Genomic DNA, 16,852 nt, shown 5'->3' with positions numbered 1-16,852 from the left:
GCGCAGCAGCTCACGAAGCTCAATAACTACGCCCTGAATTCTTATAGAAAGGATGAGTAATAAGCCCGTTATTTGCGCTAGCCTACTCGCCTCCCCCCTACATAACATGATGGAAGTTAAGGAATTATAACCATGTACAATAAAAAACATACCATCTATCAAGTCTTTACACGGCTGTTTGGCAACCAAAACACCAATAATAAACCTTGGGGAACAATTGAAGAGAACGGCGTTGGTAAATTCAGTGATTTCACCGACAAAGCACTGTCTGAAATTAAAGACCTAGGCATCACTCACATCTGGTATACCGGGGTCCCGCATCACGCGGTGATCAATGACTACCAAGAAGTGGGAATCACCCAAGATCACCCGAGCGTAGTCAAAGGCCGAGCTGGATCTCCCTACGCGGTCAAAGACTACTACTCAGTCAATCCAGATTTGGCAGATAATCCGGAGAAGCGCGTTGAAGAGTTTGAGGCTCTTATTAAGCGCAGCCACGATAACGGGTTACAAGTTATCATTGATATCGTGCCAAATCACGTCGCGCGCCAGTATCACGGTAACCACAATCCAGCTGGCGTTGAAGACTTCGGTGCCAGTGACGATACCGGTGTTGAGTATCACAGAGAGAATAACTTTTATTACATCCCAGATTCCCAGTTTGAGCTGCCGGATATCGACCCAGCCTTTACGCCACTTGGTGGAGAGGCGCACCCTAGCCTAGAAGTACCGTTCGTTGAAAAGCCCGCAAAATGGACTGGAAACGGCTCGCGCTTAGCTAAACCTAACTTCGACGATTGGTATGAAACGGTCAAAATTAACTACGGTATCAAGCCTGATGGCAGCAAAGACTTCCCTGAACTTCCGCATGGTTATGAAGATAAAGACTACATCGAGCATTACCACTACTGGCAGCAGTTTGATGTACCTAGCTCTTGGGTTAAGTTCCGCGATATTGCGCTGTACTGGATTGCTAAAGGTGTGGATGGCTTCCGCTACGACATGGCAGAGATGGTGCCTGTCGAGTTTTGGAGCTACTTAAACTCATCCATTAAAATGCGCAAGTCCGATGCTTTCCTCATGGCAGAAGTCTACCAACCGAACCTCTACCGAGATTACATTCGCCTCGGTAAAATGGATTACCTCTACGACAAGGTCGATCTCTATGATGGTCTAAAAGAGATCATGCAGGGAAAAGCATGCACCGCGATCATTCCTGAGATTCAAGGTAAGATGCAGGACATTGAGCACCACATGCTGCATTTCTTAGACAATCACGATGAACAGCGTGTCGCGTCGCCTGAGTTTGCTGGTAACCCAGAGATGGCAAAACCTGCAATGTTAGTGAGTGCTTTAATCAGTAGCTCTCCAACCATGCTCTATTTCGGTCAAGAAGTCGGTGAAGCCGGCGCTGAGAACGCTGGGTTTGGCCAGCCGTCACGCACCTCAATCTTTGATTACATTGGTGTGCCACAACACCAGAAATGGATGAACCACGGCAAGTTTGATGGTGGTCTTCTAAACGAAAGTGAGATTGCATTACGTAACTTCTATAAACGCATCATGAACTTCACGTTAGAGCACTCTTCAATGACAGGTAATTACGTCGATCTCTTTGCCAACGGTGAGCTCTCTGATACTAGCCACGCCTTTCTACGATATGACGCCAATGAGCTCGTTATCGCGACCAGTCGCTTTGCAACGCAGGGTAATGATTCGATTAAAGTGACCATCTCTGAAGAGCATATCTCAGCGATGAACCTCGCTGACGGAACTTACGCTTTGGAAGAGAAAATTGACGGTTTAGAAACGCAATCACTCACGGTAGATAACGGCATCGGGTATTTCAGTTGTGAATTGAAGCCATTAGCCGCATTAGCTTGGGTGTTGGAACTCAAGTAATTCGATATTTATGACCAATTATAAAAGAGCCAAACGGCTCTTTTTTTTTGATAATAATTAAGTGACACATAAAGCGCTAGTAATCTCACAAAAATTAGGCTGAGTTCTCATCCTATTTACTCATCCTCCCCTCTACGCCTTTTTAAAACAATCGTTAATTATATGTGTTATTGATCCAATTAATTATCGAATGACCTAATACAAAATGTGATTCTGTCACTAATAATTCTTAATTTCCGAATTTTAAATAACTTTGTATATAAGGCTCACAAATAGATCACCATATTCAACATTACGATATTCATCGAGAATAAAACTAATATGGATATAACTCGTGAATAAAAAAAACTTTAAACTCTCTACCCTTGCAAAAGCAATGCTGCCAATCCTTGCTGCAAGTGCGCTCAGTGCCTGTGGAGATGACAATGACAGCAGTTACACCGCACCAACACCGGGCACCTCTGTACCGGGTGAAGTAGAACTTGCACCTAACGTTGATCTGCCAGCCGCAGCTGCAACTCCAAGTGCCAATGAAGTTTCGCTAAGCTACATCGCGGATACCACGTCATCCGTGGCGCGCATGTCCACTATCACGACAGATTTCAGTAAATGGACTCTGGTATGTGGCGACAAGTCCTTTACTGCGACATCTTCAGATCAATTTGGACCAACTTGGTTAGTCGCTGCAAGCGAAGCCACCGGTAGTTGCAAGATCACCGATGGCAGCACTGAGCAAGCGTCGGTTAACCTTGATGCTTCTGATGCGGGTAGCACTGTTGGTGTAACCCATACGGGTGAAAAGGTTTCAGGTTCACGTCAGGACACCATGCTTAAGGGGTACGGGCTTGACCAAGAAGGCACCGATGTAAAACTTCCTGAAGCACAGCCTCCAGGTGAGTTGCCTGCTCCACCAGCTAATCATTTCGCCGTTCACCTTTATGATCCTCTAGGCGATAAGAAAGAAGAAGGCGCAGACAAAGACGGTTACGGCAACCTTAACCTGCACATCTGGAATGATTCAAAGTGTGCAGCTGGCGATCCAAGCTATTTCAACGATGGCTGGGAAGACATCAGTGTCACACCAGATGACTCAGACCAGTTCGGCCCAGTTTGGTATGTTCCTGTCACTGACGACTCAAGCCAATGTTTCAATCTTATCTTACGTAATGCCAACAAAGACAAACTGATTGGTGCTGACCTTGTTATCGACATTTCTGGCCAAGCAGACAACCCAGCTGTCACTTACATGGCTGGTAGTTCAACGTCTTATGCGACTCGCAGTGAAGCATTTGAGCTTGCAGGTCCATCTTCTGAGTTCACTATCGACAGTGTTGGCGCTATCCTGATTGACGACCAAACACTGGTTTGGAGTGCAGGTAAAGACGCAGATCAAGTTCAAATCATGTTTAGCTCCAATGGTGACTATCAAGTTTCAGAAGATGGCGTCGTTAGCGGTGCATCTATCGTTCTTTCAAGCGCAACACTGACAGACGCTCAAAAAGCCAAATTCCCACACTTAGCGGATTACCCGGCATTCGAACTTCCTGACTTACCAGCAGAGCTATCACTTAGCTCATTAATGAAGGGGAGTTTGATTGCACTGTCTTCTTCTGATGGTGCTGAAGGCGAGCCAGCAGCGCTGCGCTCTTCAACAGCGGTTCAATACGCAGGTGCACTGGATGCTATCTTTGCCGAAGCAGCAACTGACCTTGAATACGGCCCTATCTATGGTGATGACGGTGTCACCTTCCGCTTGTGGGCACCAACAGCCTCCGAGGTTGAGCTTGTTGTTTACAACAGTGACAAATCGGAAGCTTCTCGCCACACCATGCAAGAAGACAGTGCAACGGGCAGTTGGAGCGTTGAAGTCGAAACTGATTCAGTCGATAGCAAGTTCTACCGCTATGCGATGAAGGTATTTCAACCAAGAGAGCAGAAAGGTTACAGCTACGAAGTAACAGATCCATACTCTGTTAGCTTGTCTATGAACTCTTTCTACAGCCAAGCTGTGGATCTAGATTCTGACGAACTGAAGCCAGCTGGTTGGGATGGATTAGATGCCCCACATTCACAAAACCCAGACAATGGCGATCTTGCGAATATGGTGATCTACGAATCACACGTACGCGACTTCTCAGCACGAGATCAAAGCACAGACAACAAAGGTAAATACCTAGCGTTTACTGAGCAAAACTCAGTACCTGTGAATCATCTAAAAGAGCTTAGTGATGCAGGCATGACACACCTGCACTTAATGCCGGTATTCGACATCGCGACCATCAACGAAGATCCAAGCCAAGTCGCAGATATCGACGAACCATTCAGCAAGCTTTGTTCTTTGAACGAATCGATTAAGAACGACAGCCGTTACAGCGACTACTGCACTAGCGGTGGCACAATCGCCGAAGCCTTTGAAGAGCTTAAAGCGACAGATAGCAAAGACAACGCAGTAGTAGAAGGTCTTAACGAATACGTCCGTTCTGTCGACTCTTACAACTGGGGTTATGACCCATTCCACTACACAGTACCAGAAGGCTCTTACGCGACAGATGCAGAGGGTACCGCACGTATTCTTGAATTCCGTGAAATGGTTAAATCGGTCAAGCAAGATGTCGGCATGAACGTAGTTGTAGACGTAGTGTACAACCACACTAATGCTTCGGGCATGAATGACAAATCGGTACTCGATAAAGTCGTACCGCTATATTATCAACGTCTGGTTCCAGATTCTGGTCTCGTAGAAACATCAACCTGTTGTGAAAACACGGCGCCAGAGCATGCGATGTTCGCGAAGCTGATCGACGATTCCATTCAAACTTGGGTGGAAGCGTACAAGATTGATGCATTCCGTTGGGACTTGATGGGCCACCATCCACTATCTCAAATGCAAAAAACGTTGGCTGCAGCTCGTGAAGTCAATCCAGAGGTGTACTTCTACGGTGAAGGTTGGAACTTTGGTGAAGTTGAAAACAACCGTCGCTTTACACAAGCAACACAACCTAACCTAGGTGGCACAGGCATCGGTTCTTTCTCGGACCGACTCAGAGATGCTGTTCGAGGCGGTAGCCCATTCGATGGTGGTGAAGCGATTCGTAAGACTCAAGGCTTCGCAACGGGCGCAGCAACACTGCCAAATGAGCTAATGGCCGATGATGAAGGCAATGTTTCTGATGTTGAATTGAAGCGTGCGTTACACCAAATCGACCTGACGCGTTTGGGCATGGCGAGTAACTTAAAAGACTTCAAGATGGTCGACTTCGAAGGCAACACCCAAGTAGGTTCATCCATTGACTACAACGGCCAAGAAGCGGGTTACGCAGAGCAGCCATGGGAAGTACAGAACTACGTATCAAAACACGATAACCAAACATTCTGGGACATCAACATGTACAAGGTATCGAAAGATGCTAGCGTAGATGTACGTGTTCAAATGCAGACCATTGGCATGTCTACAGTGCTACTAGGTCAAGCGATGCCGTTTAATCACATGGGTGGCGAACTACTGCGTTCAAAATCGATGCAACGTGACTCGTACGACTACGGTGATTGGTACAACCTCGTTGACTTCACTCTTAACGACAGTAACTGGAACAAAGGTCTGCCAGCGAAAGATAAGGATGCGGACAACTACGACCAAATCGCTCGTGCAACTGCGGATCTAAACTCTCAGCCTCAAGCTGAACACATGGAGCGCATGTACAATAACTACAAAGAGTTGTTGATGCTTCGTTCTGCTTCGGATCTGATGACGCTACCAAGTGCACAAGAGATCATCAACCGTGTTGACTTCCGTAATACGGGTAAAGGCCAAACAACCGGTGTGATCGCAATGACCATCGATAACGGTAGTACTCAAACCGCGGATATCGACAGCTCAGTTGATGCTGTTGTCGTTATCATCAATGCGACGCCAGAGACACAAACAGTCGGTGATTTCGTTGACCACGAGAGCAAACCAATTGTTCTGTCTGGCTTTGAATTGAGTGCTGCGCACGAAAACAACGGTATTGCTGGAAATGCATCATTTACTGAAGGCAAGTTCTCAGTACCGGCTTGGTCTACCGCGGTATTCGTTCAACCACGAGGTTCTGAGCGTGGCCTAGGTCTACCAGTTGCAGAGAAGAAAGCGGATTTACCTCCATTTGGTAAAACCAAGGTCTACATTGCCGGCGGCTTTGAGCAAGCTAACTGGGATCCAGCAGCGATTGAAGTGCCTTACACCAACAGCGGTTTGTACACTATCAAGTTAGGCTTGGCGTCTGACACAGGCTACAAATTCACTCATGGTGATTGGGATTCAGAGATTAACTGTGGTGGTGATAACTGCCCATCGAACTTCACTGAAATGGGTATGTATGAGTTCTCGTTGGACGCTTCAGATGTTGAGAGCCCAGTTATTGTCGATGCGGAGCTTTCTGAAAGCTACAAAGACAAAACGTGGTACATCCCGGGCACTATCTCAGGTAACTGGGGTCACGACGATGCACAGAAGATGACCACTAATGCACAAGACGAAACGATGGTAAGCTTCACCACTGCGGAACTGGCTGCAAACCAAGAGTTCCAATTCAAGTTTACTTGTGGGGATTGGGGACAGTGTGAGCATGGCTACAGTGATGTCGTGGTTGCTGAAACTTCACTTGCCGTTACTGACAATGGTGGCAACCTAGCCTTTACGCCTGCAAGTGAAGGCACCTACACAGTGACATTTGATATCATCTCTAAACAGGTGAACATCGCAGCGAATAAGTAAGTAATCGCTCGTTCAAAGCCTACAAAAACGCTGACTCAGGTCAGCGTTTTTTTTGTTGTCCAAACACCTGTTAATAACTCGATCACATTTATTATCGAGTAAACGGTAGCTCACCCTAATATCAAATAACATTTCGGCTCATTTTAGCTATTTGATTGTACTAATACGAAGATTTGGATTGCTGTTAATCTTGAATCAACTGTCACCAGTAGCTATCTAAGACAACAACCAGTCTATTTATTTCGCTCCTTAGATACGTGTTATACCAGCATGATTTAAATTTCTTCTAAATACAAATAACAACCTTTTGGATAACTGTGAAATACTATTAATTTAATAACAGGTTTTCTATCACGAATACAATTTCAACAAACTTAGTCAAAGGCTATCATGATACCGGCGACAGCAAGCACTATTGTATTATTTGAGCGAAATACGCTATTGAGTGTAATTGAGAAATTTGAGATCAGAGAATAGGTTTTGAGACACAAATGAAAACACCTAGAGCAAGATAACTGATTCTCACTCTAGGTGTTGGGGGTCTATTTAATTGACTATTTTTTAGTATTAACAGCCTTAACAAAGACTTCTTGTGCGCCTTCAATGCCCAGTGCTTTGGCCTCATCCAATAAACTCAACGCTTTAGGAAGGTTATCTTCTTTAACTGCCGCTTGAATCGCATTGTGGTAGTAAGTTTGTGTTTCTGGTTGAACAGAGTCTACCTTAGTTCCTACAACTGGTTTTGCATTTGAGCTAGAACTCGAACCAAATGAGAAAAAACTCACTCTATCAAGTGTCACTTCAATCTTACCTACATTCGCATTTGGAACGGGGATATCTTCCATTTCAGGTAAGTAGTTTCCTCGACCTTCTGCATCTAAGCGAGCAGGGTGAATCACGTTAGTAAAGCCACCAAGATCCTCTTGCTCAGTATAAATAACCAAGTAAACAGATTCCGATGTCGTGGGTGGGTAGAAATCGTTTTCCGCGACTAGGCGGTTACCTAAATGTAACCTTGGCTTTGTATACTCAAAACTATCTTTACTATAGCGCTCCAGCTCACGACCGTTCTTGTCATAGATTACAGCATTAGGAACAAACGCTGTGTCTCCGATCATACTGGTAATCTTAATAGAGTATTCACCGCGATCCGCTGGAAGTTCAATAGCTACTACTGGGCTATTGATACCATTGTAATTTAATATTTGGCTTTCGGGTGTTACATCAAAAACTGCTGAACTAGGAAGCTTCATAGGAGCAAATTGAAGACCAGCAATAGAGTGAACTTGATCAGCTTGTGCCACTTGCACTTGCTCGACTACTTGCGCAGATTGGCAACCAGCCAATGCAACGCAACCGCTTAACATAAGAGCTCTAAAATACATAACCCTTCCTTTTTGTTATTTTTTTAAGAAATTTACTAACTTTAATTACCACAAAGAAAACTATTCACCTAGGGAACGATCTACTTAATCGTACATTCCTTAAAAAAATAGCCGACGCGAGCCGGCTATGAATTAGGACAGTTTAGGATTTGGTTAAGCTATGTGTTTACCACCACGCTTCAGCTTGGATACCGAATACGTACTCTGTATCGTCACCATTAAATGCATCTTTGTCTTCAGTATCTAGGATGTAAGAACCGTATACACGGATTTCAGGACGAGCCCAGAAGCTATCACCCATAGCCCAAGCTTGAGCTACTGTGAATTTAGCGTTACCAAAGTCTTCAGTATCTAACCCCATCAACGGATTATTCTTGTCACTAATGATACGCTCACCAGCATTGTAGCCAACCTCAAAGATCGTACGCATTGTGTCATTCCACTTGTACATAGGACGGACAACTACAGAGTATTGGTCAATGTCAAAATTCTTACTGGTGTAATCTCCGTTTGCATCACTACCACCTACATCACTACCAGATAAGTAGGCTACTTGGTGACCCATTTCCCATGATTCGCCTAGGTTCATTACACCCCAGTTAATAGCACGGAAACCAGATGTGTTGTTATAAGCCTCAGTACCACGGGCGTAGTATGTGCCTGCTCCCCAGAAGTTCGCAGCTTGTACACCGTAGCCATTAGTACCGTATTGGAAAATAGTTTGGTGGAAACCATTACTCATACCTTGATGAAGGATTGCAGAAGCCAACACACCATCATCAGCAGATTCACTTTTATCATCCGAGTCAGTCGCAAAGTTATATGCTAGTGCAAACTCAAGAGAAGTATTTTCCCCAAGACTAATATTCGCTAAACGTGCATCAAAGATGTAGCCTGTAGAATCGTCGTGATCACCGTCTTGAATCAGCGCTAAAGATAGTTTTTGGTCACCAAGCGATAAGTTTTCAATACCACCACCAGTACCTGAAGTGTTTAGGTAGTAAAAGTCCGTGATGTGAATATCTTTACGTTGGTAGTAAGTTTTACCAGCCCAAAGTGTTGCTTCTTTATCAGAAGCGATAACACCTTTCGCCTTAACAGCGAACTGCGCCACATTGAAGTCACCATCTTCCCAACCGTTTGAGCCATTGTTGCCCTGCGCAATCATCGACTCTACACGCCACGTTTGCTCACCCGTTTTCAGTTCTTCCGCTAGACCAAACTCATAGTAGTTATCGTTTTCGTTACCTAGACGACCAACACCAGCTTTGTTGACAGAAAGGTCACCATTACCATTGCCACTAATACCAGTACCAGCACGCATGTAACCATTAAAGTCAACAGCGAACGCAGAGCCCGCAGCTAGCGTAGTCGCCACTGCTGCAGCAATCAAACTTACTTTTTTCATTCTTAACTCCATTAAGGACGATTTATTTTAGGTTTTATATTTTTGCTCTCTTGCGACAGCCAAAGGCAGTAATGGCGGACGTAAGATAGAGAGGTTTAGGGTTTCCCCTGATTCGTTTCAACGGGGTCAATACTAAGGGGGGCGCACGAGTTTGACTTCCTCCACCCCTAACTAAATTAAGGGGGATGAGAAGGGAGTAGAAAATTTACAGAATGGTGTTTAAAAGAGTTAGATCACTTAATCTAGGAGGAGTAGACAGTACACAGATCTAATTATTCATATCAAATGAGATCCAGCTCAAATATATTGTTTGAACTTAATCGCTAGATTATTTTTTTAACAATAAATTCTTCTTGAAGTTGCTTGACCTTAATGAAACAAAGCTTTTTACTAATAGTTCACCAAAGCTGTTTAACGAATAAGAAATCAAGCATGACTAGAACGCTCGGACGCCCATATCCACTCGGTGCAACGCTAGATGACACTGGCTGTAACTTCTCTATTTATTCCCCTGACTGCCCCAATCTCTCACTCGCCCTCTTTGATGAGAATGATGAATTTGTCACTTATAAATTAGAAAGCGAGTACGCCGGCATTAAGTACACCTATATCGAGGGGATCTCTGCAGGTCAAAAGTATGGTTTTATCGTTGATACTGAAGAAGGTTCATTGCTCCTCTCTGATCCTTATGGCAAAGCACTCAGCGAGCCGCTGCATTATCAAACGCCTTATACGCCGGAAAAGAGTTTTGGTATGGCAAAGTGTGTGGTGACTGATGACAGCTTCGATTGGCAAGGCATTCAAGGGCCAAAGATTTCCCGAGAAGAGACGGTTCTATTCGAAACCCACGTCAAAGGCCTCACTAATCTGCATCCAGAAATAGAAAGCAGCAGTAAAGGGCGTTACATGGGGTTGGTCAGCCCTGAAATGCTTAAATTCTACAAAGAACAGAACATCAACTCATTGCAACTTTTACCGGTTGCGGCTTGTATGCACGAACCGCATCTTTTAGACATGGGCAAGGTCAACTATTGGGGCTATAACCCCTACCTGTTCATGGCTCCAGATCCTCGCTACGCAGAACAAGACGCCGTCACTGAGCTTAAAACGGCCATTCGTGAGCTTCATCGCAATGGCATTGAAGTTATTCTGGATGTTGTTTACAACCACACTGCAGAAGGCGGCGAAGGCGGTTGTACTTTCAACCTAAAAGCGCTCGATCATCGTCACTACATTAAGCACGGTTGCCACTACGCAAACTTCACTGGTTGCGGTAATACCGTTGACCTTACCCACCAGGCATCACTTAACTTAGTGATGGATACGCTTCGCTACTGGGTGACTGAATTTAAGGTCGACGGCTTCCGTTTCGACCTTGCTGCAACTTTGGGTCGCCAAGGCGATCAATACAACCCAGAAGCAGCCTTCTTCAAAGCGGTCGCTCAAGACCCAGTATTGAAAGAGACCAAACTGATTGCGGAACCGTGGGATATTGGTCCGAACGGGTATCAGGTTGGAAATTTCCCATTGGGTTGGAATGAGTGTAACGACAAACTCCGAGACATAACTCGTAGCTTCTGGCGTGGTGATCAAGGCTATCTAAAAGAGTTCGCAACACGCCTGATGGGTTCCCGCGATATTTATAGTGCCGCGCACTGGCCTTACAAGCTAACCGTCAACTACATTACTTACCATGACGGCTTCACCATGCAAGATCTTGTCTCTTATAAACACAAGCATAATGAAGAGAATGGCGAAAACAACCGAGACGGCCACGGTGACAATCGCTCGAAGAACTATGGTGTAGAAGGTGAAACCGAAAATGCTTTAGTGATCGCTACTCGCGAGAAGCAGAAGCGCAACTTCATGGCGAGTTTACTGTTTGCCTTTGGTATCCCGCACATTTTAACAGCGGATGTGCTGTCTCATACCCAAAATGGCAACAACAACGCCTACTGCCAAGACAGTGAGACAAGTTGGCTAAACTGGGACCCGAGCGAGCGTAAATCTGACTTTAAACAGTGGCTCTCTGATATGATATCCGCTCGCCAAGAGTATATGGTGCCATTCATCAGAGCATTTAGTGGCGAACAGCGTAACTCGAATCGAATTTTCTGGAGCCGAGTAGATGGCACGCTAATGGAGCACGATGATTGGAATCGGCTCAGCTCTGTCGCTCTGCATCTAGGGATTGGTGAAGACGGCGACGAAATGATCTACTTGATCAACCAAACCAATGCACCTGCTCGCTTTAAATTGCCAAATGACAGAGAACAAAACTGGGTAACGCTTTGTGATACCAATTCTCACAATGTAAGACCAGGCTCTGCGGACGGCGAAATGCTGCTGTCACCGACTTCGATGGCCATTCTGCACTTTGCAGCGCCTAATCAAGCTAAAGATGCGGACACATAGAAAAAACTCAGTAAAAGAATAAGTTATATAAGAACCAGTTATATTTATAACTGGTTTTTTTATTGGGTAGATATCACAAATCCGATGCTTTTATATGGAATCATTTGCATTGATGTGAGTAAGAAAACTGTTTAGTATGCTGCCACTATAAAAATGAATCTATAACGTCTTTGGATATCATGGCTTTACCTAAAACATTAATTCGTCTTTTCAAACCTTATATCGTTTTACTCACAGGAGGTATGATCTATTTAGCTGCAGCTCAGTTAGAGCGTATGGAAAACTCGGCAAGGGAGCAGTCAGCTTCCAATATCCGAATTGGTAACTCTATTATCCGGTCTAATATTGAGGCCACATTTGGTAAACTTCACCTGCTTGAAGAGAGCTTACAGCAGGTTCAAACCGCTTCAAAAAATGCCTTCATCGAGTTAAGTGAAAACATCCTCAAACGTACACCTAACTTCTCCGACATCGTTTTATATCACCCAGATACCAAACAATATATTTCAAGCCGCGGCTTATCTCTCCCCTCGTCGACACTTAACAACCTGACATGGCACAGAATCGATAGTGTCACTGAAGATTTTTATGTTTCATCCGTCTATCAAAAAACCGGTGGCCGTTGGGTAGTCGCGATTAAACACGCCATTTCAGAACACTCAAAAGAGATCTGGATTGAGTTTGATCTTCTTCATACAACTCAAGGCTTACGTGATCTAAAAACACTCAACAATGGCTATATGTTTGTAATCGACCGCTCCACGGAAAGACTGATATTCCATCCTGACCCAGCGCGCATAGGCACAAAGTCGATCAGTTTCCATGCAGGGATCAGCCACCGGCTATCACAAGGTCAAACTTCTGGACAACATGAGTATTACTACCAAGATCACTTCAAAGTGTCAGTCTACGACGCAGATAACAGCTTAAATTGGGTATTCATTGCCGGTACCGATCGCCAAGACATACTGACGAGCTCGCATCAGTTTACCTTAACCGCGATTGTGCTGGGTTCACTGCTGTTACTTTGGGTCGTGGCCAATTATCTACTTCACAGGCTCCACCTTGCGCTTTCTCTACTCAATCAAGTAGAAGACACCGTTGCTTTTAAGCTTCAGCTTAAATCAATAATCAACAACTTCTGCTACAACAACGGTGTTCAGTTTTGTCTTTATGATTCAACCAACTATGCGTTTAGTACTATTGACTACCACGGAAACACATGCGTTGTGCATAATAATCAATCACTTGCGCAACAACTTCATCCCGACACTCTAATCTACCGCAATGGAAGTTATGCTGACTCACTCGCTCGAAGCCTTAAAATCAGTCAACGTCACTACTGTATTCCAATGCACTCGCGAACACAGCTGATCGCCGTACTCTACATCAACAGTACATTCCCTATTAGTCACTCTATTCTACGTATGATCAGAAGCGCAGCTGAAACGTCATTGGCAAATCTTCTGTTGCATCATCAATTAGGTTGCAAAGATCTGATGACTCAGCTCGACAACAAGAACAACTTTAATGCGGCTTTATCTGCTCACCTAAGTGAACCAGATACGTTTGTTGCTCTGATAGATATTGACCATTTCGAGCACCTGAAGAATGCCTACGGGGAGATGATTGGCGATCGTTTAATTCAGAATACTGCCGAAGCAATTCGGGCCCATTTTCCAAAACCTAAGAGTTTGAGTTTGGCTCGGATTGACGCTAAAGAGTTCGCGATTCTTTTTAAGGCCAACGATGAAAGTGATGCAAGAGCCCAGCTAAACCAGTGCAGAATATCTATTGCATCAAGCATGATTAAGACGCCGGATATTGATATTTCAGCCAGTGTTAGCATCGGATTTTCTTCACTCGAAGGTGAATCGGAACCAGCATTGGCGCTGGCAGAGCAAGCCAAAGTGATAGCCCAACAACTTGGTCGAAACCGCGTCGAAGGCTATTTTAAACCGTTATCACCGACAGACTCAGCTTCCATCGCTGCCGCATAAAGAGATAAAACCGACAAAAGCATCGAACCCACTCTTCGGTACTTTTGTTTTTTCTGAAACCGACTACAATGCCTCTCCGGTCATATCCAACGCAGTCATTCACTCAATAGAAAGAACCTTCTTATGATAAAGCTCAGTCATCGACTTCAATCTATCAGTGACCTCATCACTCAACCCTATGATCACATCTGGGATTGCTGCTGCGATCATGGCCACTTAGGTATACACCTATTGATTGATAAAAAAGCGCCGAATATTCACTTTGTTGATATTGTTCCCAGCCTAATGACCGAGCTGGAAGCAACACTGAGTCAGCATTTTTTCTCAGATAAGCTGAATACCCTAGACAACAAGACTCCTCCACAGTGGCATGTTCACTGTATGGACATGAGTCAGTTACCGCTATCTGATCACAGCGGCAAACATCTGGTTGTGATTGCGGGTGTCGGCGGAGAGCTAACGCAGACGTTAATCAAAGCCGTTATTTCAAATAACCCAAATATCTCCTTTGATTTTCTACTGTGCCCAGTCCATCAACTGTTTGAGCTGCGTGAATATCTCGGTAAAGGTGACTTCTCGATGATCGATGAAAAGCTTGTCGAAGAGAACCGACGCTTCTATGAAATACTGCATGTGAATTATCAACCGGCGATGAGTGAGTTAGCAAACACTCACTTACACCAACACAAAGTGTCTCCGATTGGTATCAAGATTTGGTTGCCTAACAATAAACAAGAGCAGCTCGTCATTGAGAGGTACAAGCAGCGTACCTTGCAGCACTATCAACGCATCTCTTTTGGCTTAGAAAGGCAAGGAAAGCCCAACTCAGTGGCTCATATCATTGAGCAATACCAAGCCATTTAAGTCGCTAGAACTGCAAATCGAAGACAAAGAAAAAGCCGATTGAAATCAATCGGCTTTCTTGTATCTGGCATCAATGACGTAGGCTATTGCTTACTGCTATACACGCCATCAAGGTACTGGTCTTTCTCTTCCCAGGTGCCATTTAACCAACCGTGGAAGCGGCGCTTGAACGCTTTATCTTCAAAGTAGTTACCGTCTAAGTTTTCATCCATTGGGTGTACTTTAATACGAACCACAACCTTGGTCATTTTGCCTTTAAGCATGTCTTCAAATGGTGACTTTTGATTCTCTGGGTACGCCAATGTTACATCAACGACACCATTAAGCATGTGCCCCATATTAGAAAGAGCAAACGCAACACCACCGGTTTTTGGCTTCAATAGGTGTTGATAAGGGGTTTTCACTGTCGCCAACTTATCGGCATTCACGCGCGTGCCTTCGACGAAGTTAACTACGGTGGTGGGTGTAGTTTGAAACTTCTGACAAGATTTCTGAATCGCATTAAAATCATCGTTACGACGCTCTGGATTTTTAATTAGAAACTCACGTGAGTGCCTTCTCATAAACGGCATATCTAAACCCCAACACGCCAAACCAACGAAAGGAACATAAAGCAGAGTGTGCTTTAGGAAGAACTTCGGCATTGGCATTCTGTCTTTCATCACCGACGCCAAAACTACAATATCCGCCCAACTGCGATGATTCGACATCATCAAATACCACTGCTCTTTAGATAGCTCCTCGCCCCCTTCAATTTGCCAATCGATACGGTTCATCGAAGACAAAATACCGAGATTCACCGTCGCCCAAAGCCAAAACACAGCATCAGACGCACGGTTAGACAATTTCGTTACCGAGGCAACAGGAATGAACAGTTTAATCAAGGCAAGCAAAGAGATCAGCAGCGTTATCACGGCAGTGTTGATAGTCACCAAAGTAACACTGATGACTAAACGAAGGTTATCTAACATATTGGCAAACAGTAACTTAACGAGATTCGGTATAAAACAGAAGCGCATATTATACCTTTTTCACAACCTCTCTATCTACCGATTGAAATATTTATGACACATTTACCGAGTGGTCATAGCAGTTAGGCTTTAGTGAATTTGTCACGCCATTGGGTGGGAGCCAAGTTAAAAGTCGCTTTAAAGTGCTTGCGAAAGACACTCTCAGACCCAAAGCCTGCTTGCTCTGCCACTTGGTGAATTGCGTAGTCGGTGGACTCTAACAATCGCTGACTGAGTTTCAAACGCTGCTGAAGTAACCATTCACCAAACGAACACCCATACGCGGCTTTAAACTGACGGGTAAACGTACGTCGACTCATTGCACACAATGAAGCGACCTCATCTAGGTTGTATGACTGAGTTAGGTTCTGCTCTATCTCTTGAATCACACCTTCAAAGCTAATTGCCTGAATTGGCTTGGTTTGTATCGGTGTCGGAATGTATTGCTGTTGACCACCAGAGCGATACGGGGCCGTGACCATGATACGCGCAAGTTGAGTCGCGACCTCAGTCCCACATACTTTCCTCACAATATGTAGGCAGCAATCCAACGCTGCTGCGGTACCCGCAGAAGTAATCGTGCTCTCGTTGTCGATAAACAGTGGTTGTTCATCGAATTCGACAAGAGGAAAGCGCTCCTTGAACTGCTGACTAAAAGCCCAGTGAGTCGTCGCCTTCTTCCCGTCGAGTAACCCCGCTTCTGCCAACACAAATGTACCCAAGCAGAGCCCGACAATGGTTTTACCCTTCGAATGACACAATATCAGTTCATCAATTAGGGCTTTCGGCACCTGAGGTAAAGAGTTGGGCCAACTCGGCACTACAATAATGTCGCAATCGCGGGCACGCTCAATCCCCTCTTCTATACTGATACCAAAGCCTGATCCCGAGGAAAACTCAGCCCCAGAGACACTGCACAAGCTCACTGAAAACTTGGGTTGCTGCTCAATGAATACATCTTGAAAAACCAAACAGGGCACCGACAAATGAAATGCGCTGATCCCTTCAAACGCGATCACAGCGACTTTTACAGGCTCAGTAGAAGACGAAAGCATAAAAATGACCTCAATAGAACAATGGCCCAATTTGAGCGATAGATTACCTTAAACACAGTA

The 16,852-nt window shown here is 44.8% G+C and carries 9 protein-coding genes; 5 read left to right on the top strand and 4 right to left on the bottom strand.

Annotated elements, in window-relative coordinates:
- Positions 1–132 precede the first annotated feature (132 nt).
- Complete coding sequence (locus AC6I7V_RS17905) at positions 133–1,902, top strand: alpha-amylase family protein (protein WP_498011781.1); 1,770 nt, start codon at positions 133–135, stop codon at positions 1,900–1,902.
- 334 nt (positions 1,903–2,236) lie between these two features.
- Positions 2,237–6,655: a pullulanase-type alpha-1,6-glucosidase gene (gene pulA / locus AC6I7V_RS17900; RefSeq protein WP_498011780.1), complete on the top strand. Its 4,419-nt coding sequence runs from the start codon at positions 2,237–2,239 to the stop codon at positions 6,653–6,655.
- 554 nt (positions 6,656–7,209) lie between these two features.
- Here pulA and AC6I7V_RS17895 read toward each other — a convergent pair.
- Complete coding sequence (locus AC6I7V_RS17895) at positions 7,210–8,040, bottom strand: MalM family protein (RefSeq protein ID WP_261883391.1); 831 nt, start codon at positions 8,038–8,040, stop codon at positions 7,210–7,212.
- A 166-nt stretch (positions 8,041–8,206) separates the two neighbouring features.
- The gene (lamB, locus tag AC6I7V_RS17890; protein WP_261883390.1) at positions 8,207–9,448 is read right to left on the bottom strand and encodes a maltoporin LamB; all 1,242 of its coding nucleotides are present in this window, start codon (positions 9,446–9,448) and stop codon (positions 8,207–8,209) included.
- Positions 9,449–9,880: 432 nt separating this feature from the next.
- On the opposite strand from lamB, the gene glgX reads away from it, so the two are divergent.
- The 3 genes from glgX (at position 9,881) to AC6I7V_RS17875 (ending at position 14,727) form a co-directional block, all read left to right on the top strand.
- Positions 9,881–11,863 (top strand): glycogen debranching protein GlgX, encoded by a 1,983-nt coding sequence (glgX, locus tag AC6I7V_RS17885; RefSeq protein ID WP_255232171.1) that lies wholly within the window; start codon positions 9,881–9,883, stop codon positions 11,861–11,863.
- A 242-nt stretch (positions 11,864–12,105) separates the two neighbouring features.
- The gene (locus AC6I7V_RS17880; protein ID WP_498012367.1) at positions 12,106–13,863 is read left to right on the top strand and encodes a sensor domain-containing diguanylate cyclase; all 1,758 of its coding nucleotides are present in this window, start codon (positions 12,106–12,108) and stop codon (positions 13,861–13,863) included.
- Positions 13,864–13,989: 126 nt separating this feature from the next.
- Positions 13,990–14,727 (top strand): tRNA (adenine(22)-N(1))-methyltransferase, encoded by a 738-nt coding sequence (locus tag AC6I7V_RS17875; RefSeq protein WP_498012366.1) that lies wholly within the window; start codon positions 13,990–13,992, stop codon positions 14,725–14,727.
- Between the two features lie 83 nt (positions 14,728–14,810).
- Here the strand turns inward: AC6I7V_RS17875 and yihG are convergent, their stop codons facing one another.
- On the bottom strand, positions 14,811–15,698 hold the full coding sequence (yihG, locus tag AC6I7V_RS17870) for a 1-acylglycerol-3-phosphate O-acyltransferase, YihG family (RefSeq protein WP_498012365.1): 888 nt from the start codon (positions 15,696–15,698) through the stop codon (positions 14,811–14,813).
- Positions 15,699–15,820: 122 nt separating this feature from the next.
- A complete protein-coding gene (locus AC6I7V_RS17865) occupies positions 15,821–16,792 on the bottom strand; it encodes a GlxA family transcriptional regulator (RefSeq protein ID WP_498011779.1) in 972 nt (323 codons plus the stop codon).
- Positions 16,793–16,852 lie beyond the last annotated feature (60 nt).

The sequence above is a fragment of the Vibrio sp. KUL70 genome, from assembly GCF_059725515.1.
The sequence above is the reverse complement of the archived record's forward strand: the minus strand, read 5'-3'. Positions and strand labels throughout refer to the sequence as shown.